General features: G+C 61.9%; 17 protein-coding genes. 5 read left to right on the top strand and 12 right to left on the bottom strand.

From position 1 onward, the window contains the following. Window positions 1–104: 104 nt before the first annotated feature. Both OIM99_RS22990 and OIM99_RS22985 read left to right on the top strand, forming a co-directional pair. Complete coding sequence (locus tag OIM99_RS22990; protein ID WP_311852814.1) at window positions 105–2,087, top strand: hypothetical protein; 1,983 nt, start codon at window positions 105–107, stop codon at window positions 2,085–2,087. 103 nt (window positions 2,088–2,190) lie between these two features. Then, window positions 2,191–2,829, top strand: coding sequence for a 2OG-Fe(II) oxygenase (locus OIM99_RS22985; RefSeq protein ID WP_311852813.1), 639 nt, complete (start codon window positions 2,191–2,193; stop codon window positions 2,827–2,829). A 621-nt stretch (window positions 2,830–3,450) separates the two neighbouring features. On the opposite strand, the gene OIM99_RS22980 is transcribed toward OIM99_RS22985, so the two are convergent. Beyond that, a complete protein-coding gene (locus OIM99_RS22980; protein WP_311852812.1) occupies window positions 3,451–4,689 on the bottom strand; it encodes an OpgC domain-containing protein in 1,239 nt (412 codons plus the stop codon). Window positions 4,690–4,890: 201 nt separating this feature from the next. On the opposite strand from OIM99_RS22980, the gene OIM99_RS22975 reads away from it, so the two are divergent. After that, window positions 4,891–5,748, top strand: a complete 858-nt coding sequence (locus tag OIM99_RS22975; RefSeq protein WP_311852811.1) for a hypothetical protein — start codon at window positions 4,891–4,893, stop codon at window positions 5,746–5,748. 63 nt (window positions 5,749–5,811) lie between these two features. Here OIM99_RS22975 and OIM99_RS22970 read toward each other — a convergent pair whose 3' ends face one another. The 5 genes from OIM99_RS22970 to OIM99_RS22950 all read right to left on the bottom strand — a co-directional run bounded on the left by OIM99_RS22970 (window position 5,812) and on the right by OIM99_RS22950 (window position 10,464). Beyond that, window positions 5,812–7,017: an MFS transporter gene (locus OIM99_RS22970; protein WP_311852810.1), complete on the bottom strand. Its 1,206-nt coding sequence runs from the start codon at window positions 7,015–7,017 to the stop codon at window positions 5,812–5,814. A gap of 35 nt (window positions 7,018–7,052) precedes the next feature. After that, the gene (locus tag OIM99_RS22965) at window positions 7,053–7,895 is read right to left on the bottom strand and encodes a polysaccharide deacetylase family protein (protein WP_311852809.1); all 843 of its coding nucleotides are present in this window, start codon (window positions 7,893–7,895) and stop codon (window positions 7,053–7,055) included. A gap of 12 nt (window positions 7,896–7,907) precedes the next feature. Continuing rightward, entirely contained in the window at window positions 7,908–8,603 is a 696-nt protein-coding gene (locus OIM99_RS22960) for an isochorismatase family protein (protein WP_311852808.1), read from the bottom strand. Window positions 8,604–8,684: 81 nt separating this feature from the next. Next, entirely contained in the window at window positions 8,685–9,935 is a 1,251-nt protein-coding gene (locus OIM99_RS22955; protein ID WP_311852807.1) for an MFS transporter, read from the bottom strand. A gap of 226 nt (window positions 9,936–10,161) precedes the next feature. Next, the gene (locus OIM99_RS22950) at window positions 10,162–10,464 is read right to left on the bottom strand and encodes a hypothetical protein (RefSeq protein ID WP_311852806.1); all 303 of its coding nucleotides are present in this window, start codon (window positions 10,462–10,464) and stop codon (window positions 10,162–10,164) included. A 349-nt stretch (window positions 10,465–10,813) separates the two neighbouring features. Here OIM99_RS22950 and OIM99_RS22945 point away from each other — a divergent pair, with 349 nt between their 5' ends. Then, on the top strand, window positions 10,814–12,055 hold the full coding sequence (locus OIM99_RS22945) for a diguanylate cyclase domain-containing protein (RefSeq protein WP_311852805.1): 1,242 nt from the start codon (window positions 10,814–10,816) through the stop codon (window positions 12,053–12,055). A gap of 4 nt (window positions 12,056–12,059) precedes the next feature. Here the strand turns inward: OIM99_RS22945 and OIM99_RS22940 are convergent, their stop codons facing one another. Both OIM99_RS22940 and ruvC read right to left on the bottom strand, forming a co-directional pair. After that, window positions 12,060–13,256: an MFS transporter gene (locus OIM99_RS22940; protein WP_311852804.1), complete on the bottom strand. Its 1,197-nt coding sequence runs from the start codon at window positions 13,254–13,256 to the stop codon at window positions 12,060–12,062. Window positions 13,257–13,318: 62 nt separating this feature from the next. Next, the gene (gene ruvC / locus OIM99_RS22935; protein ID WP_311852803.1) at window positions 13,319–13,858 is read right to left on the bottom strand and encodes a crossover junction endodeoxyribonuclease RuvC; all 540 of its coding nucleotides are present in this window, start codon (window positions 13,856–13,858) and stop codon (window positions 13,319–13,321) included. 64 nt (window positions 13,859–13,922) lie between these two features. Between ruvC and OIM99_RS22930 the strand changes: the two genes are divergently transcribed. Then, window positions 13,923–14,714 carry a sulfite exporter TauE/SafE family protein gene (locus OIM99_RS22930; RefSeq protein ID WP_311852802.1) on the top strand — a complete coding sequence of 264 codons (792 nt, stop codon included), beginning with the start codon at window positions 13,923–13,925 and terminating at the stop codon, window positions 14,712–14,714. Between the two features lie 29 nt (window positions 14,715–14,743). Here OIM99_RS22930 and OIM99_RS22925 read toward each other — a convergent pair whose 3' ends face one another. The 4 genes from OIM99_RS22925 to fdhF all read right to left on the bottom strand — a co-directional run bounded on the left by OIM99_RS22925 (window position 14,744) and on the right by fdhF (window position 19,710). Then, on the bottom strand, window positions 14,744–15,454 hold the full coding sequence (locus tag OIM99_RS22925; RefSeq protein ID WP_311852801.1) for a L,D-transpeptidase: 711 nt from the start codon (window positions 15,452–15,454) through the stop codon (window positions 14,744–14,746). 341 nt (window positions 15,455–15,795) lie between these two features. After that, window positions 15,796–16,032 carry a formate dehydrogenase subunit delta gene (locus OIM99_RS22920; protein WP_311852800.1) on the bottom strand — a complete coding sequence of 79 codons (237 nt, stop codon included), beginning with the start codon at window positions 16,030–16,032 and terminating at the stop codon, window positions 15,796–15,798. After that, complete coding sequence (gene fdhD, locus OIM99_RS22915; RefSeq protein WP_311852799.1) at window positions 16,029–16,877, bottom strand: formate dehydrogenase accessory sulfurtransferase FdhD; 849 nt, start codon at window positions 16,875–16,877, stop codon at window positions 16,029–16,031. The genes OIM99_RS22920 and fdhD overlap by 4 nt, the downstream gene beginning before the upstream one ends. Further along, on the bottom strand, window positions 16,864–19,710 hold the full coding sequence (gene fdhF, locus OIM99_RS22910; protein ID WP_311852798.1) for a formate dehydrogenase subunit alpha: 2,847 nt from the start codon (window positions 19,708–19,710) through the stop codon (window positions 16,864–16,866). The genes fdhD and fdhF overlap by 14 nt, the downstream gene beginning before the upstream one ends. Window positions 19,711–19,726 lie beyond the last annotated feature (16 nt).

The following is a 19,726-nucleotide window of genomic DNA, read 5'->3' as shown; positions in this document are numbered from 1 at the left end:
TCGTCGCGAACGGGCCATATTCGCTGTGTATCGCGACCCGCCCGCTGTGATAGAAACCTGGGGCAGATTTGCGCTTCCCTGGTTCCCGGCTCTGGAGAAAATTCTTGAACGATTCCAGCCAGATTCAGACCCTTACCGGCCGTACCGAGCCCGTTTTCGGATCGCCCGCCCCTGCAAGCGAGGAGCAGGGCATCCCGCATTCCGCCGACAAGCCGCACGGCAGCGATGCGTTGGGCCTCGACAATGCCCTGACCGGCCTCGCCGAGCTCATCGCCCATAAGCGGGCGGAAGGGCCGTTTACGATCGGTATTTTCGGCGGATCGGGCTCGGGCAAGAGTTTTGCGCTCAATCGTCTGCTCGCCATGGTTGAGCAATTGCGCGATGGTGCGGCGGCTGTGGGTGCGTCGAGCCCGTTCCTGTCGCGAATCACCGTGGCGCGGCTCGATGCCGCACGGGCCGATGGCAATCCAGTCAATGCACTCGCCGCCTCGGTCTACGATGCTTTGCGCACGTCACCCGCCGCCGATCAGGCCGGGCTCGCCGATGAAATCGTCGCAAGTTCGCTTGATCCGCGGGCTGCGGCGCGCGCCGCCACCGAGCGGTTGATGGAACTGCGCCGCAAACTTGATGCGGAGCGGCAGGGGTTGCATGAATTGTCCGGCCGCCGGGCGCGGCTGGCTGAGACGGTGCTGTATCAAACGTCGGGTTCGCGCATCGATTCCTACGCCCGCTCCAATCGCGGCAGTATCGACAATCGGCTGCGGGCCTTCGGCTTCGACAACAACGATACGCTCGCGACCTATAAGGATCTCGTCCGCGATGTCGCCGAGCGGCCGAGCATTGTCGGGCGCATTTCGACCTTCGTCCACGCCATGTGGGCCTTCCGTGGCCAGACGAAACTGCTTGTCTATGCGGTAGTCTTCTATCTGTTGGCCTGGGCGTTCAACTATGCGCAATTGAACCTGCCGGCGTGGGAAGGCTGGCTGCGCGGCTTTGGCGATTCATGGCTGCCGGTCATTACTTTCGTGCAGAAGAATGCCTCGTGGCTTGGGACGTTGCGTTCACTCTGCAATTGGCTGGTGCTCGCTTTCCTGGCCCTCAACGTAGTGCGGGCTTTCCGCTTCGTTTCGCCGATCTATCGCGGCGTCAGCCATCTCAATGCCGATATGGATGCACGCCGGCATGAGCTGGATCATCTGGTGTCCAACCAGACGCGTCTCGTCAACGACCTCAGCTCAGATGCGGATGCGCAAGCGCGCCGCGCCGAGGAGGCCGAGCGTCGCGCAGCCGCGCAAGGGGCGCGGGCCGGCGCTGTGCAGGTGGCGTCGCCCTTCGTCAAGAACGGCGCTTCGGCCGATGCCGATGCGCGCGCGTTCTTGGCCGGCATTGCCGCGACGTCGGAAGAGCGTCGGCCGCAACGTATCGTCGTGGCCATCGACAATCTCGATGCGGTGCCGGCACCGCAAGCGCTGGCTCTGCTCGAAGAAGTGACGCCAGCTTTGTCGCATCCGGTCTATGTGACGATCGCCAGCGTCGATGCCGACGCGGTCGGCGCGACGCCGGAGGCGCGGAGCCGCCTGACGAAGCTGCTGCAAACACCATTCAACGTGGCCAATGCCATCAGTCGCGGCTATGGCACCTTCGTCAAAGGCCTGCTGGCACCGGCCAGTTCCGCGCCGCAGCTCACCGTCGACAGCAGCGGTTTGCGCGCGCTGGATGCGGCCGCGTCCGTACTCGATACGCCGATGCGTCCAGGTGAGGCGAGCCTGTTGGAAACCTTGTCGACGCTCGCCGGGCGCTCGCCGCGCCGGGTGCTGCAATTCATCAATCTCTACAAACTGGCGCGTACGCGCAGCACCGCTTTCGCCCCGCTTGCTTTGGCGCTGGCGGTGGAGTGCAGCGGCGATGCGCAGCTTAAGCAGGCGTTGCTGAACGGCGTGGCCGGCAAGGCCGACGATGCCGAGGTGGCCTTCGACAATGCGCCATTGACGAGTGCCTTGAAGGCTGTCGCCCTGATCAACCGCCATGCGGTTTCGGTCGGCCAGATGCGGGAGGGAATGGCCATCGCGTCCGCCTATACGGCGTGATCGGCCCTCATTCGCATTTGTAATCGTTTCAATGTGCCGGTGGCGTAAGCCGCCGGTGTCTGTTCAGCCTTGAATTCGCCGTAACGGGGCGTATCGTTCAGCCATGACCTATCTCGATTATGCCGCCCTGGAGCGGACACCGCTCGAACGAGATCCTTACGATTTCCTGATCGTCGAGGATTTCATCCGTCCCGAGACGTTCGCTGGGGTGAGCACCGATTTTCCCGACGTGCCGGGGCCGGGTTCGCATCCGCCGTCCGAATTGAAGATTGCGGGCGCTTTTGCCGGTTTGATGCAGGAGCTGGAAGGGCCGCAGTTCCGCAAGGCGATCGAGGACAAATTTGGCATCGATCTGAACGGCCGGCCGACCATGTATACGGTGCGTGGCTATGTGCGCGATACCGATGGCGAGATCCATACGGATTCGAAGACGAAGATCATCACTGTTCTGCTTTACATGAATCAGAAATGGGATGCGGACGGCGGCCGTCTGCGTATCTTGCGCAAGGGCGACGATCTCGAGTCCACGGTGGCGGAAGTGCCGCCTTATGGCGGTACGCTTCTGGTATTTCGCCGTTCGGAAAACTCCTGGCATGGCCACAAGCCGTTCGCCGGCCCGCGCCGCGCCATCCAGCTCAACTGGGTGCTCGACCAATCGGTGGTCGATCGTGAGCAGAGCCGCCATCGCTGGTCGACGCGCCTGAAGAAGGTGAAGCAGGCGATTCTGCCGCAATCGGCGTGAGCTGTATTAATCAACAGCAAGCAGAAACGAAGATTTCATCTGAGCGAATGGGCAGCGTTAGTTCGCTTTGTCTGTTGTCGAGAATGTTCGATCCATAAATGCCCAACAATGGCGGGGAGAACATGAAAAAACGAAACTGTGCCCGCTAGGAACAAATCCTCGGCGTACCAAAATTTCGTCATAACTATTTTTGATTGTACAGGAAGGATTGCCAGAGCTAGCGCGTGCATACTCGATATAGAGACGCCGCGTATCTGAAATATGGTAAGCTCCAAATATCGCAACCTTCTTCCCTTTGCATTCTAGCCACATGCTAGTTTCATTTGCTTTCCCTTCTATTTTTTTGAAATTTAGCTGAGTATCACAGTCTAGTTGCGTTCCGAAATAGTCACGGTCACCGAACAAGAATCTCACATATTTCGATCTGCCTTCGCAGGCTCCTTGCGTGATGCGGGGTTGTTGCGAATTTGTCTTGCTTCGAGCGTCGGCCGACCCCAGGGGCAGAAGCGTCATAATAAGCGAAATCATAAAAGTGGGCTGCCGTTGAACGCGCATTCCTTTAACATCCCCTCGGCGATCTGCGCTTGTTGTCAGATGCACGGCCATTGCTGCTACTTGTTCTTACCGTAGAATATCTTGAGCTGGTGCGGTAGCAATACGACCGGGGGCGGGCGTTGTGATCTGTGTCCCCGTCAGCTTGGCCGGGACAGGCTGCGTCTTGCGCTGATGCCATGGGTTCGATTTGAACCAATGCACCGCCAGCGCGGCCAATGTGAGCATGATCAGGCCAAACAGATTGACCAATGTCGTCGCAAAGAAGCCGCGGCCGAGCCAATCCATCAGCATGCCGCAGGCCTGCGCCATGAACAGGCCGGTGAGGAAGACCGCCAAAGTCTGTTGGCCGACGCGGCGCATCAGTTCGGTGAAAGCGCCGGTGAGCCTGCGGCCGCCTTCGCCGACCGCGACCCAGGCGAGATAGGCGGTGGCGAGAAAATGAATGTAACGCAGCGGGCCGTAGCTGGTCTTGTTGTCGAATTGGGCGAGCGCGTCATAGACGCGGTTGAGTCCGATGGTGGAGCCCCAGCCGCTTTCGCAGGCGAACATCATTTGGCAGGACGGCGGGATCAACAGCACGACGAAAACGGCGGCCGCGATGACCAGGCGTCGATCGACCGGCGGCGTCGGCAGCCATCCGCGCATCAGCGCGAAGCCGGTGAAGAAGATCAGCGCCCAGCCGAAGGGGTTGAAGTACCACAGGCGGCCGGTTGTGGGATCGGCGATGAGATTGAGGCCGAAGACATTGGCTGAAAGCCACAGGCCGAGCACGAAGACGGCGACGAGCCATTTGCTGACGATGGCCAGCGCCATGACGATGGGGATCATCGCCAGCAACACGAGATACATCGGCAGGATGTCGAACCAATCGGGCACGTAGGTCAGCGTGGCGAGCCGTGCCAGATTCATCGGCGCGTCGGCAAAGAAGGGATCGAGGCCCAGGCGCTGGCCGGCATAAAGCCTGGTGCCGAGCCAATGATCCATCGCCACCGCGAAGGAGACGACGACCACGAACGAGCCGATATGGGCCCAATACACTTGCCAGACCCGATAGACGATACGCGCCGCGCCCAGCAGCCAGCCGCGCGCGGCGAAGACGCCGCCGAAGGCGATGGCCGATGCCATGCCGGAGCAGAAGACGAAGAGATCGGCGGCGTCGCTGAAACCGAAGCGGGCGGGAATCCACTGCGCCCAGAAATTATCCGGCGTATGGGCGACGAAGATGATGAACATGCCGATGCCACGGAAGAAATCGAGACGCGGATCGCGCACCCGTTTCGCCTGTGGGGTGATGGCGCTGTCCATCGATGAAGTCCCGCTCGTCAACAGGTTAAGGTCATGGCATGCGGGCGTGAGGGCTTCAAGGCGGTGGCGTTCACGTTCGCTTGTTCATGGGTTCGTTCATGGGGATATGTATGGGGATATGAAAGCCAACGCGCCGTGCGCGGGAATGGTTGCGTTTGTCGTGCGGCGTCATAGTCTTTGCGCTAATGGCAGGAGGATCGCGTGATCAGGCCTTGGCTGGTTTTGATGGGAGCGCTCATATCCGGCGTGGCGGGCACTGTCGGGACAGGCGCTGCTTGGGCATGTTCCGATACGACGCCCTGCGTGGTCGAAGGCGGTTCCTATCTAGTGCGACCGCCGGCCCACTGGAATGGCCAATCGGTTTTGCCGGGGGTGTTCTATTTCCATGGCTATGGTGACAGCGCCGCCACCACCATGGCGGACATCTATATGAAGCCGCCGCTCGACAATGCCGGTGTTCTGCTGGTGGCCATGGATGGCGAGGATCGTTCCTGGTCCTTTCCTGGCAAGATCAGCGGCCGTCGCGATGACTTTGCTTATGTGGCGGCTGTTGTCGCCGATGTGAAGAAACGGTTTCCCGTCGATCCAACGCGCACTCTGGCGGCGGGTTTTTCGGTCGGCGGTTCGATGGTCTGGTATGTCGCGTGCCGGATGGGATCGTTGTTTGCCGGCTATGCGCCGACGTCAGGAGCCTATTGGGAGCCGATGCCGAACGACTGTCCCGGCGGTCCCGTGATGTTGCGGCATATCCACGGCCTCGCCGACAAGACCGTGCCGATCGCCGGCCGTAGCTTGCGCAATGGTCTCTACAAGCAAGGCGATGCCGTTGAGAGCTTTCGGCGCTTGCTGGCGCGCAATGGCTGCGCGGCGGAGCCGGAGCATGTGAGCGTGCGGGGTGTGCTGACCTGCCGGAGCTGGAGTGCCGCCACCTGTACAAGCGGCAAGGCGGCGGAATTCTGCTTGCATGACGGGGGCCACACGATCGAGGCACAGTGGATCGTCGACAGTCTGGAGTGGCTCAAGCGGCAAACGGCGGCGACAGCTGCGATACGGCGGTAGTCTTTTTATTTTGATGCGTCTTCATTGCGTTTGATGTGTCCATCAAACGCTGAAACGCTATGCTTATTTCTCCGCCGTCGTGTTGCGACTGACCAGGATGAACACCAGGGTCGAGACAACCAGTAGGCCGACATTGCTCAGAATGCCGCCGGCATGGCCGAAGCCCGAGAGATCGTCAACGAGGCCGACGACCACCGGGCCCGCCACATAGCCGATGTCGCTGATGGTGCGTTGCATGCCCAGGCCGGCGCCATATTGGCGGCGCGGCAGAACAGCGATGGAATAGGCGCCCACGGCCGGTGCGTTGAGGCCGCCGGTGAGGCCATAGAGCACCATGCACAGCCAGAACCAATATTGCTGTGGGCCGATGACGATCACCGCAAGGCCTACCGCCATGCCGAGCATGGAATAGACGACGGCCATGCGCGCGCCGACCTTTTCGATCAGCAACTGGTTGAACGGCATGACGAGCATCATCGTGCCGGCGATGATGCCAATGCCGATGCCGATCTGGCTCACGTCCAGGCCGAAGGTGTCCTGACCCATCAGCGGGATGAGCTGGAACATGCAGGCGGTGCGGGTGAAGAAGGCGACGCAACTGACGAAGGAAATGCCGAGGAAGGAGGCGCTGAACATGCCGCGCTTCTCGGTGGCCAGCGCGCCCGACAGGCTGCGCGACGGCGGCGGCTTGCTGTCGCGGAAGCTGAACAGAGCAACGAGAGCGGTGGCGAGCGAGATCAACAGCATGGCCCAGAAGGGTGCGGTGAGGCCGAACAGTTTTGCCGTGAAGCCACCGAAGACGGAGCCGAGCGTGGCGCCCATCTGCAGGGCGAATTGATAGAGGCCGACGATGCGGGCGCGGGTAGCGGGGGTCGAAATATCGGCCAGCGCGGCGAGCGAGACGGTCAGATACATGCCCGAGCCGACGCCCTGGACGAAGCGCCAGAAGCAGAGTTCGACGAAGCCCGAGGTGAGCGCCGCGCCGAGGCTGCCGGCGGCGACGATGAGCGGGCCAGTGACTAGGAGCGGACGGCGGCCGATATTCTGGCTGAGCCAGCCAGCAGGGAAATTGGCGAGCAGGCGGCCGATGCCGAAAATCGTCACCAGCATGCCGACCAAGGTGCTGGTGACGCCGAAGGTGGCGGCGTAGACCGATAGCATCGGCACGACCATGCCCGTGCCCAGCATCGAGCAGCAGATCATGATCAGGAGCGGCCAGATGTGCCGGTCCTGTTTCAATGTCGTGCCGATGGTCTGGAAGATGGACATGCTGGTGCTGCTTTTCGCAGTCCGCTTGCGTCAGGTCAAACGCCGGATTCCTGTGTCCGATAGGCCTCGACAATCTCCGCGCCCCGGGCAAACCAGACATGGTCGTGGGTCGAAATGTGCCGTAACGCCCGGTCGAGAATGCCAATCCGGGCCGGCGTGCCGATCAGATAGGGATGCAGGGCGATCGCCATGACGCGGCCGCTGCGTTCGCCTTCGCGATAGAGCGTATCGAAGGCGGCGCAGATGCGATGCAGGAATTCGTCGTTGGCAATACTCGGCGTGTTGAACAGCGGCATGTAGTTGAGTTCGAGCGAATAGGGGATCGCATAGAGGCCGTTGTTCATCCGGTAGGGCAGGTCGTCGTTGACCCAATCGGCGACATAGGTGCAGCCGGCCTGTTGCAGCAGATCGAGCGTTTTCCAGGTTTCGCCGAGGCCCGGACCGAGCCAGCCCTGCATGGTCAGGCCGTATTGCTCGATGATGCGTTTGGTCTCGAAAATGGTGGCGCGTTCCGCCTCTTCTTGGAGATCGACAAGCAAAGTCGAATTGGTCAGGCCGTGGCCCATCAGCTCCCAATCGAGCCGGACGAGTTCTTCCACGATGCGCGGATAGTGCAGGCCAATCTCGCCGTTCAGAGCGACCGTGCCTTTGACGCCATATTTCTCCATCACCTCGATCAGGCGCCACAGGCCGACACGATTGCCATAGTCGCGGCGGCCATGATTGCGGATGTCTGGCTGTGGGCCGGGCCGCTCGATGTGGAAATGTTCGACGTTGGGAATGATCCAAACGGCGACGCGCGCGCCGTTCGGCCATGTCACGGGCGGATGATCGACGATGGCGCGATAGGGAAAGTAAGGAAACGGAGTGTCCTGCATCGCGCCGCCTCGTCAATTGGCCTTAGCGGGCTCCATCTGCTTGCCGAGCAGCGCCACTTCCAACTCGTTCAGCGAAACGACGGTGGCATATTTGGCGTTCATGTCGAACAGATTGGCGCAATGGGCGAAGTTCGACCGATCGAAACAGCAATCGTCGACCACGAAGGTCGAGAAGCCGTTGGAGAAAGCATCGACCACCGACGCGCGCACGCAGCCTGAGGTGGAGACGCCGCAGATCATCACACTGTCGATCTGCTGGCGCACCAGATAAGCGGCGAGCGGCGTCTGGAAGAAGGCGCTGGCCTTGGTCTTGTCGAGAATCCATTCGCCGTCGCGCGGCGCGATGTCGGGCGGAAACTCGCTGAACTTGCCATCATATTTCAGGGCCCGCTTGCTCTTGGTGGCATGGCCGGAGAACTGGGTGTCGTAGGCATGGCCGCGCGTGTAGACGACCGGGCGGCCGAGATCGCGGAACATGGCGATGAGCTGCGCGATGCGCGGCATGGCTTCCCAGGAGGCTGGACCGCAGGCGGGGCCGAACTCCTTGATCGCTTCTTGCAGCGTAAGGCCCGGCGAGCCCGTGAAACCATAGGTGACATCGACGACGATGAGCGCCGTACGCTTGCCGATCTCCTGGCTGCCCATGAAGCCACCGGATTCGTAGGCTTTGCGCTCTTCGGCGGGAACGATTTTCATCCATTCCTTCATGCGATCCTCCATTATTTGTTTGTCGTTCTTGCGCTCATCATAGATGGCTCAAGCGATCTGTCTACCTTGTCATGCTTACGTCTACGGGCGACGCGGCGGATTTTCAAAACTGGCGGCGATCGCGGCCTGTTTCGGCAGGATCGTCAGCAGGAAGGCGAGGCTGATCAAAGCGACCAACGCGCCGGCGATCCGCAAGCCAAACAGGCTGGAGATGAAACCGATCAGCAGGGCGCCTGCGGCTGGCATGCCGCGATAGATCACCAGATAAAGCGACATGACGCGCCCGCGCATCGCATCATCAGTGGCAAGCTGCATCAAGGCCTGCGTGCTGGTCGACATGATGTTCAGGAAGAAGCCGATGCCCGCGCAGCCGAGCAGGCCGATCCAGATGTTTTGTGTGGCGACGAAAGCCAGCGCCGCCAGTCCCGAGCCGGCATAGCCGATCATGGTGATACGCGTGAGGCCGGCGAGGCCGCCCCGCCAGGCGATATAGAAGGCGCCGATCATGGCGCCGACGCCAACGCTCGACGACATCCAGGCGAGTTCGCGGGCGCCGCCTTGAAAGACGTCGCCGGCAAAGCCCGGCAGCATGTCCTGCAGCGGGCGGACGCAGACCGAGGCGAAGGTGAGCAGCAGCAGGATGGGGCGCAGGCCGTTGTGGCGGGTCGCGTAAGCCATACTGTCGGCAACCTGTGCCAGGAGATTGCGGCCGCGCGCCTGCGACCGGTCCGGCGGTTTCAGGCGCAGGAGGAGCAAACTGATGAGGCAGATCGCGCTGCCGCCCACATGGGCGATGAACGTGCCTTGCACGTCGTAGAGCGGAATGATCAGGGCGGCGATGGCCGGGCCGATGAAACGGGTGGAATGGAACGAGGCGGAATCGAGCGCCACGGCTGGGGCGAAATCTTCACGCGCGATGGTGGCGGGAATGATCGATTGGCGGGCCGAAGAGTGGAACGGATAGATGCAGCCGACGAAAATCGTCAGCGCCAGCAGAACTTCGATCGACATCCAGCCGACATAGGTGAGGGCTGACATCGCCACCGCTTGCACGACGATCGTGGCTTGCGCCAGCCGGATCAACGGCAATGGATTGACCCGATCGGTCCAGGCGCCAGCCAAGGGCGCGAGGACGAGCATGGGCGCGAGATCGGCGGCAGCGATGACGCCGAGCCAGGCGGGGGATTCGGTCAATTCCCAGGCGAGCCAGCCGGCGCCGACCCGCTGAATCCAGCCGGTCAGATAGTGCGGCAGCAGGCCGGCTTCGAAGATCGCGAAATTGCGATGGGAAAGCGCGCGCCGGATCGACGATCTCTGTCGTGCTCCGTCCATCACGGCCGCTGCTCCGATCCCGCGTCATGTCCTGCGCCTTGCCGGTTGGACATGAGCGCCTACGCGCGCAGGAGGTGACGACAGGACTGAATGAAGTGGCGGGACAGGGGGAACAAGCGGGGCATCGTTTCCTCGAGCTTATTGTTGTCGCGCGACCATGGCACAGCCGCGCTCAGGTTAGAAGCTGGAAACGTCCCGAGGATTGGGGCTCAGGAGGCTCGGTGTTTCAGCCGAAGACGTTATCGTCGTTTGCAGTGCTCTTTTCGGCCTTGCCTTCGCTGAAGGTCTGCAATTTGGCGACGAGGTCGGCGAAACTATGGGGCGGACGATCGAGCACGGCTTGGCGCATGGTGCGCAGGGCCTGCTCCGTATCCTGGCGCGCTTGAGCCGTCAGCCGGCGTGAGCGAAGCCCGAATTTCAATTCGAGCATGCGCAGACGCAGGACCGCCGGGCCCTCGGCCCAGATGTCGTTGGTCCCTTCACTCACTTTGCTGGCGATCCAGGGATCGCCATTAACCATCGGACGCATTGTCGTTGTCCTGTCTGGGCCGTCCGGAGGCTTCCGGGCGCCGCCCTTGGCGTGCCAGATGGCTTGGCTGCAGGGCTGCGAATCATCTGGTTTCAATGGATTAGGCCATTCAAAGCCGGCGAAATATCGTCCAAAGCATTCGAAGATTGTGGCGGGTTGGTTACTGCCCGCCATGCGCGATCGCGCGCGAGGTGGCCGTGTAACGTTGTCATTAACCATCTCTAATCATAGGCACTTCGGAAATGACTCGCGCTGAAATCGGCAATTTCGTAACGAGTCCTTAGCTGCGGGCGTTCATACTGCCGGCATAAATGGGGCTGCGCTGCCGCACGGGGGTAAAGGCGGTGAAATGACAGTTTCGGTGCTGACCATCGTGCGCCAATGGCTGGAGGGGAGTCCTCGGCCAACCGGTAGTCCGTTGCCCCCGGCCACAGCAGGCCGGATCAGGGCCGTACAGATCAATGCGATCGCCAATAATTCGCCGGTGGTCATGCTGGCGGCGATCTTCAACGCCCTGGTGGTGCGCATCGGCCTTGATCGGCTGGCCGATCCATTCCTGAATGTCTGGACGGCGGTGATCATCGGAACCTCCGCCTGGTTCTTCCTGTGGCGGTTGCGGCGGCGTCATAAGGTGCGCCCCGCCAGCGCTTCGCCACGCGGTATCCGTCTCGCCGTCATGCGCGGCCTCTTTTTCGGCCTCGTGTGGGCGGCGATCCCCTTCCTCTATTTCGGCCGCGCCGCGCCGGACGAGCAATTGATCATCACCTGTATTGTCGTGGGGATGATTTTCGGCGGTGCCTTTACGCTGGCGGCGGTGCCGGCCGCGATGCTGGCGTTCATCGTGCCTATTGTCGTCGGCTCGGCGACGGCCATCGCTTCGCTCGGTCATGCCACCAGTCTTTTGCTCGCCGGCCTCCTGGTGGTCTATACCGCCGTTCTTCTGACGACCGGGGCCCGCTTCGCCAGTCAACTGGGTGCGCGCGTCATCAATCATGTGATCGATGAAGAAGCCGCGCGCATGGATTTCCTCACTGGCCTGCCGAACCGGCTGGCGTTCAAGGCGCATTTGTCGGATCGACTGGCCGAGGATCAGGCAGATCCCGCCCGGCTGGCGCTGTTCTATTTCGACCTCGATCATTTCAAGACGATCAACGACCGCATGGGTCATGAGGCGGGCGATGTGATCCTCGTCCAAGCCGCCAAGAGGTTGCGCGAGATCACGCGGCAGACGGATTTCGTCGCGCGGCTTGGTGGGGATGAATTCGTGCTTGTGGTCGAGAGCTTTCCCTCCGACGACATGGTGTTGCATCTGGCGGAGCGCATCAACGAGAGCTTTCGCGAACCGTTTGCGGTTCTGGGAGAAAATGTGTCGAGCACGATCAGCATCGGCATCGCTTTCCTGCCGGAAGCGGGGACCGATTTCGATCTGGTGCTACGCCGCGCCGATGCGGCGCTCTATGCGGCCAAGCGCGATCGCAGTTGCTATGCGGTGTGGCAGAAGGATCTGACGTCGGCGGGTGAGGATCGCATCATGGTGACGCGCGAACTCTCCACCCACATCGCGACGTCACGGCCGCAAAGCCAGCATTGAAGCTTTAGGCCGGCTGGGCCGTGAATTTTCGCTTGAACAATAGGAAGGCGACGATCGCCACGTTGATCAGGTTCCACAACAGGCCGTTGAGGAAGGCGAGGCGATAGGAGCCGGTCCAGTCGAAGATGAGGCCGGAGAACCAGCCGCCGAAGGCCATGCCGAACAAAGTGGCCATGATGACCAGGCCCAGCGTCGCGCCGGCCTTCGAGGCCGGGAAATATTCGCGCACGATGACCGCATACATCGGCACGAGGCCGCCCTGGAATAGGCCGAACAACGCTGAAATGATGTAGAGCGACGCCAGCCCGTCAAAGAACAGGTAGAAGAACAGCGCGACGCCTTGCAGGGTCGAGCTGATGATCAAGGCGGAAAGCCCGCCGATGCGATCGGCGATGAACCCGGCGGCGATGCGGCTGATGATGCCGAAGCCGAGCATGGCGGAGAGCATTTCGGCGCCGCGCGCCGGGCCATAGCCGAGATCGGCGCAATAGGCGACGATATGGACCTGCGGCATCGCCATGGCGACGCAGCAGGCAACGCCGGCGATGATGAGCAATGCCAGAAGCGTGTTTTGCGATAGTTCGAGGTGGCCGAACTTTGAGGCGGGCGCTGTTCCGGTGCGCGCTTCAGCGGAGGGGCGCTGGCGCATCAAGAAGGCCAATGGCAGCAAAGTGACGAGGCAGGCGATGCCGACGGCAAAATGCACGGCACGCCAACCCTGCGTGGCGATGAAGGCCTGCAGCAGCGGTGGCCATAGGGTGCCGGCGAGATAATTGCCGACGGAGGCGAGCGCCACGGCAATGCCGCGCCGGCGTGCGAACCAAAGCGAGATATCGGCCATCAGCGGCGCGAAACTGGCGGAGGCGCCGAAGCCGACGATGACGTGCATCAAAGCGTATAAGGGCAGCGTCGGCATCATTGAGGACGCGACATAGCCGAGCGACAAAGCGAGAGCACCGATCAGCAGCGGCACGAAGACGCCGAAACGGTCGGCGAGGCGACCCATGAAGACGCCACCGAAGGCAAAGCCGACCATGGTCAATGTATAGGGCAGCGAGGCTTGGTTGCGCTGTACGGCGAAATCAGCCTGCACGGCCGGCAAGGCAACGACGAACGACCACATGCCGATCGAACCGATCGTGCCGATGACGATAGCGGCGCAAAGACGCCGCCAGGACGTGGTGGAATCCATCTGTTGCATGAGGTCGCTCTAGGCTTTCCTTTTGACGCGTCTTTATTATGTCTTTGGCGACGTCAAAATGACTAAACGCTTTGGCCGATTTTGCGGGCCGTCGGCAGGAGGGTGGCGAGGCGCGAGTGTGCGCCACGATGCTGCGCATGGCAAATGGCAACGGCGAGCGCATCGGCAGCATCGGGACTGCGCGCGTCAGCTTTTGGCAGCAGCACCTTGATCATCATCGCCACCTGCCGCTTTTCCGCATGGCCCGCGCCAACCACGGTTTTCTTGATCAGATTGGCGGCATATTCGGCCACGGGAATGCCGGCAAGGGCTGGCACCACCAGTGCGATGCCGCGCGCCTGGCCGAGTTTCAGGGCCGATTGCGGGTCGCGGTTGACGAAGGTTTCCTCGACGGCCGCTTCCTCGGGGCTATGCAGTTGCAGAACATCTGCTAGACCGAGATGGAGCTGCCGTAGACGCTCGCCCAGCGTTAGGGCAGCGTCCGAATGGATAGATCCGCACGCGACGAACGTCAGGCGCGAGCCTGCCGATTCGACGATGCCCCAGCCGAGATTGCGCAGGCCGGGGTCGATACCAAGGATGCGAATCGCCTGGGAGGACATAAGGTGTTCATATCAGTCTTCGGCCGCTGGCCGCTAGCAGAGGGGCCGGCCGCCGGGGTGCCGCATGATCGATAGTGCGTGGCTGGCCTCGCTCGGCCATGAAGTCGCGGGGCTTTTGACGCAGCCAACCACCTGGTTCGTCGCCTGTGTCGTGTTCATCTCGGGCATTACGCGTGGCTTTTCCGGCTTCGGTGGGGCGCTGATTTTCATCCCGCTGACGGCGGCGGTGCTGGGGCCGCGCAAGGCGGTGGCGGTGTTCTATCTGTTCGACCTGGTCAGCGCGACGCCCTATGGCTTTTCCTATCTGCCGAAGAGCCGTTGGCGCGAGGTAGCGCCGATGGCGATCGCGGCCATCACCATGCTGCCGGTCGGGGCCTGGGTGCTGAAAACCGCCGACCCCCTGATCCTGCGCTGGTGCATGGCGGTGCTGGTGTCGGCGATGCTGTTGCTCCTGATGACCGGCTGGCGCTATCACGGCCAGCCGACGCCGCTGGCTTCGGCCGTTGCGGGTCTTGGTGCCGGTCTGGCGGGTGGCGCCACGGGCGTTTCGGCGCCGGTCGTCATCGCCTATTGGCTGTCAAGCACCGCGGAGGCTGCGGTGATCCGCGCCAATATCATGGTGTTCTATGCCATCGCCTCGTTTTCGACCGATGTGGTCTATTTCTTCAACGGGCTCTTCACCTTCGATGTGGTGGTCTATGCCTTGATCGCCTGGCCGATCTATTCCCTGGGCCTGGCGCTTGGGGCGCGCTTCTTCAAGGGCTCGTCCGACACTCACTATCGCATCGTCGCTTATGTGCTGATCGTGATTTCGGTGGTGCTCAGCCTGCCGATCTTGGATCGCTTCATCCGCTAGCAACGGCCGTCACAGATCAGTTGGGGCGCTTACACCGGCAGAACAGTCACGGGCGTGCCGGGCGCGACGCGGGCGTAGAGATGTGCGATGTCCTGGTTGATCATCCGAATGCAGCCGGACGACACATTGCTGCCGACGGTTTCCGGCTCCAGGGTGCCGTGAATGCGATAGCCGAGATCGCCTTCGCCGTGCGTGCCGAACAGGTACATGGCGCGCGCGCCCAGCGGGCTGTCCGGCCCGCCGCGCACGCCAAGCCCGCGCGGCGTCATTTCCAGGCGATTCTTGATTTCGGGCTCGCGTTCGACCATTTCGCGCGGCGGCACCCAGTCAGGCCAGTCGCGCTTCATGTTGATCTTCGCTTCGCCTGTCCAGCCAAAGCCTTCGCGCCCGACGCCAACGCCATAACGGGTCGCGACCTTGGCCGATTCCACATAGTAGAGATGATAGGAGCCCGGATCGACAACGATCGAGCCGGCGGGCGCGCCTCCAGTGAATTCGACCGTCTGGCGCAGATAGCGGGGATCTATGGCGCGATAATTGACCGGAAGGATCGGCGCGCGTTCGCCTGGATAGGCGGCATAGACTTCCGCATAATTCGGAACCGACAGTGTGCGGGATAAGGTGCGTCGCTTCGTGGACGATCCTTCGGGTAGCGATAGGTTGCCAATGGAGGAGCAACCGGCAAGACCAGCAGCGGTCGAGCAAAGAGCGGCGAGGGTGAAGGAGCGGCGAGTCAGCATGGGGCAGTTCACAGAGAGGATTGCCCGCAGCATCGTCCGGAATGGTTACGATGGGATGAATTTTGCCTTGAAGCGATTCACTATGTTTCGCCAAAGCCCCTGATGCCAATGACTTAAGTCACTTTCCCAAGAAGGATGCGGTTTTTTAATCTGGGCGCTACTTCGCTGTGGAGCGGGCGAAGGAGCGAATGCGATGTTCAGGAACGAACCCGAAGCCGTTTCAAGGTTGCTGATCTGCGCCACGTTTGGCGTACTGTTTTTCACCGTGGCCTTTATCGGCCACGATGCCTGGGCGAACTGGCACTAGAGGACACGTCGTCATGGCGTTCGGCTAAGCCGAACTATGAAGCGTTGTGGCTCTTCTCGCTGGCGCGCAGTTGCTCCAGTGCTTTGAGTGCCAGGGGATCGAGCCCCGTGCCGCCCTGGTCCATATAGGCGTAGATGTCGCGGCGCATCACCTTGTTCCAGTAGCTGTGGATGTGATCGGCCGTGCCGGCGATGGCCTGTTCCTCCGGCTGCGAGCGGAAGAAGGTGGCGATCTGATTGGCCATGCGCACCAGCGTGGTCTCGTTATTCACCGCGTTGTTTCTCCTGTGACGACCGTGCTGATGATCTTGCCGGCATTGCCGAAGACCATGGCGCCATCCGCGCGCGCGATGGCCACCAAGGTCATGCCATAGGCATTGGCACGTTCGATGGCGAGCGAGGTCGGCGCCGAAATGGCGACGAGCGCCGAAGCGCCGAACACAGCGGTCTTCTCCACCATTTCAAACGAGCAGCGTGAAGTGATCAGCACAAAGCCGTCCGATGGATCGGCCTTCTCGCGCAGGAGATGACCGATCAGCTTGTCGAGCGCGTTGTGGCGGCCGACATCCTCGCGCACGGCGCGGATGGCGCCGTTGGGCGCGCACCAGGCGGCGGCATGGGTCGCCGCGGTCTCGACGCTCAAGGGCTGATGCTTGCGCAACTGGCCGAGCGCCGTCGAAATGGCATCGGCGCGCAAAGCGGCGCCGGGGAACCGGCGCTTGACCTGCGGCAAGGAGGCGAGGTCATCGATGCCGCAGACGCCGCAAGCGGTGACGCCGGCGATCTTGCGGGCCCGTGCCAGATGGCGCTGCAATTTGTCGGCGGCCAGCGAAACGATGAGACGAAGGCCGCGTTCGTCTTCCTCGACGGCAATGTCGCGAATGTCCTCGACACCGTCGATCATGCCTTCGGTGAAACTGAAACCGATGGCGAAATCTTCCAGATCCTGCGGCGTCGCCATCATCACGGCATAGGGCACCGGCGCATAGACGATGTTGACGGCCGTTTCCACCGGCACGCTGCGCATGCCGGCGTCCGAAATCGCGTCGGTATAGTCGAAGGTGCGCGTCCGGCTGCGCATGAAGGCCGGGCGTTTCTGGTCGTCACTCGGCGGCATGGCTCATGCTGCCCTCGATCATGCGCAAGAGATCGGCATTCTCGCGGTCTTCGTTCTGCCAGTCGGAATAGCGATTGGTGCGCTGCACCTGCACCGCCGTCACCTTATATTCCGGACAATTGGTCGCCCAGTCGGAATAGTCGGTGGTGATGACATTAACGCCGCTCTTGGCATGGTGGAACGTGGTGTAGACGACGCCCGGCTGCACCCGGTCGGTGATCAAGGCGCGCAACGATACGTCGCCGGAGCGGCTTTGCAGCGCGACGAGATCGCCATCGCGAATGCCGCGCTCCTCCGCATCGAAGGGATGGATTTCGAGCCGGTCCTCCGAATGCCAGACATTGTTGTGCGAGCGCGAGGTCTGCACGCCGACGTTATACTGCGAGAGAATACGGCCGGTGGTTAGCAGCAGCGGGAAGCGCGGCCCGGTCTTCTCGTCGGTCGGCACATATTCGGTGACCATGAACTTGCCCTTGCCGCGCACGAAGCGATCGACATGCATGATCGGCGTACCTTCTGGTGCCGATTGGTTGCACGGCCATTGGATCGAACCGAGTTCGTCAAGACGCGCATAGGAGACGCCGGTGAAGGTCGGCGTCAGGTGCGCGATCTCGTCCATGATCTGAGAGGGATGATCGTAGGTCATCTCGTAGCCGAGCGCTTCGGCGAAGCGCAAAGTGATTTCCCAATCGGCCAGGCCGGACAGGGACGGCGTCACCTTGCGCACACGGCTGATGCGCCGTTCCGCATTGGTGAACGTGCCGTCCTTCTCCAGGAAGGACGAGCCGGGGAAGAACACATGGGCATATTTGGCGGTCTCGTTCAGAAACAGATCCTGAATGATCACGCATTCCATATTGCGCAGGCCTGATGTCACATGCTTCGTGTTCGGGTCGGACTGGGCGATGTCCTCACCCTGGATGTAGAGCCCCTTGAAACGGCCGCCGACCGCTTCATCGAGCATGTTGGGAATGCGCAGGCCGGGTTCGGCCGACAGTTCGACACCCCAGAGATTCTCAAACATCTCGCGCGTCGCGTCGTCGGAGACGTGGCGATAGCCGGAGAACTCGTGCGGGAACGAGCCCATATCGCAGGAGCCTTGCACGTTGTTCTGGCCGCGCAGGGGATTCACGCCAACGCCGTCGCGGCCGATATTGCCGGTCGCCATGGCGAGATTGGCCATGGCCATCACCGTGGTTGAGCCCTGGCTGTGTTCGGTGACGCCGAGGCCGTAGAAGATCGCGCCATTGCCGCCGGTCGCGTAGAGCCGCGCTGCGGCGCGTACGTCGGCTGCCGGCACGCCGGTCTTGGCTTCGGTCGCTTCTGGCGAATTGATGTCCTGGGCGATGAAGCGCGCCCAGACTTCGAAGTCCTGCCAGTCGCAGCGCTCACGCACGTAGTCTTCTTTCACCAGGCCTTCGGTGACGATGACATGGGCCAAGGCGTTGAGCAGCGCCACATTGGTGCCGGGCATGACCGGCAGGTGATAGGAAGCTTCCACGTGGGGCGTGCGCACCAGATCGATGCGGCGCGGATCGGCGACGATCAGCTTAGCACCTTGGCGCAGGCGCTTTTTCAGGCGCGAACCGAAGACCGGATGGCCGTCGGTCGGATTGGCGCCGATGACTAGAACCACATCGGCTTTTTCGACCGAGCGGAAATCCTGCGTGCCGGCCGATGTGCCGAAGGTGGTCTTCAGGCCATAGCCCGTCGGCGAATGGCAGACGCGGGCGCAGGTGTCGACATTGTTGTTGCCGAAGCCAGCGCGGATCAGCTTCTGCACCAGGAAGGTTTCCTCATTGGTGCAGCGCGACGAGGTGATTCCTCCGATGGAATCGCGACCATATTGCGCCTGGATGCGCTTGAACTCGGAAGCGGCATAGGCGAAGGCCTCCTCCCAGCTCACCTCGCGCCAGGGATCGGTGATCTTGGCGCGGATCATCGGCTTGGTGATGCGATCCTTATGGGTCGCATAGCCCCAGGCGAAACGGCCTTTGACGCAGGAATGGCCTTCGTTGGCCTTGCCGGCCTTGTCGGGCACCATGCGGATCACCTGGTCGCCCTGGGTTTCGGCACGGAACGAGCAGCCGACGCCGCAATAGGCGCAGGTGGTGACGGTTGCCTTGGTTGGCGTGCCCATTTCGATGACGGTCTTTTCGTTCAGCGTCGCCGTCGGGCAAGCTTGCACGCAAGCACCGCAGGAGACGCATTCCGACGTCAGGAAATCAGCGGTGCCGGTCGAGACTTTCGAGGCGAGGCCACGCGCGTCGATGGTCAGCGCGAATGTGCCTTGCACTTCCTCGCAGGCGCGCACGCAGCGCGAGCAGACGATGCATTTTGAGGAATCGAAAGTGAAATAGGGATTGCTCTCGTCCTTGGCGACGGTGCGATGCTTTTCCCCATCCTGGCCATAGCGCACGTCGCGCAGACCGACCACGCCGGCCATATCCTGCAACTCGCAATCGCCGTTGGCGGAGCAGGTCAGGCAGTCGAGTGGATGATCGGAGATGTAAAGCTCCATGACGCCGCGGCGCAGCGTGCTGAGGCGCGGCGTCTGTGTTCGCACGACCATGCCGTTTTCAGCCGGCGTGGTGCAGGAGGCCGGCGTGCCGCGACGGCCCTCGATTTCGACGAGGCAGAGGCGGCAGGAGCCGAAGGCTTCGACCATGTCGGTGGCGCAGAGTTTCGGGATCTGCGTGCCGGCATGCATGGCGGCGGCCATCACCGACGTTCCAGCCGGCACGGTGACGGAAGCGCCATCGATGGTCAGCGTCACGGTGGTGACGCTGGTGCGGGCCGGGGTTCCAAAATCAGGTTCGCGATCGAGCGGCATGATGTTTCTCGGCGAT

Source organism: Methylocella sp. CPCC 101449 (genome assembly GCF_031921685.1).
Classification (GTDB): Bacteria; Pseudomonadota; Alphaproteobacteria; order Rhizobiales; family Beijerinckiaceae; genus Terripilifer.
The sequence above is the reverse complement of the archived record's forward strand: the minus strand, read 5'-3'. Positions and strand labels throughout refer to the sequence as shown.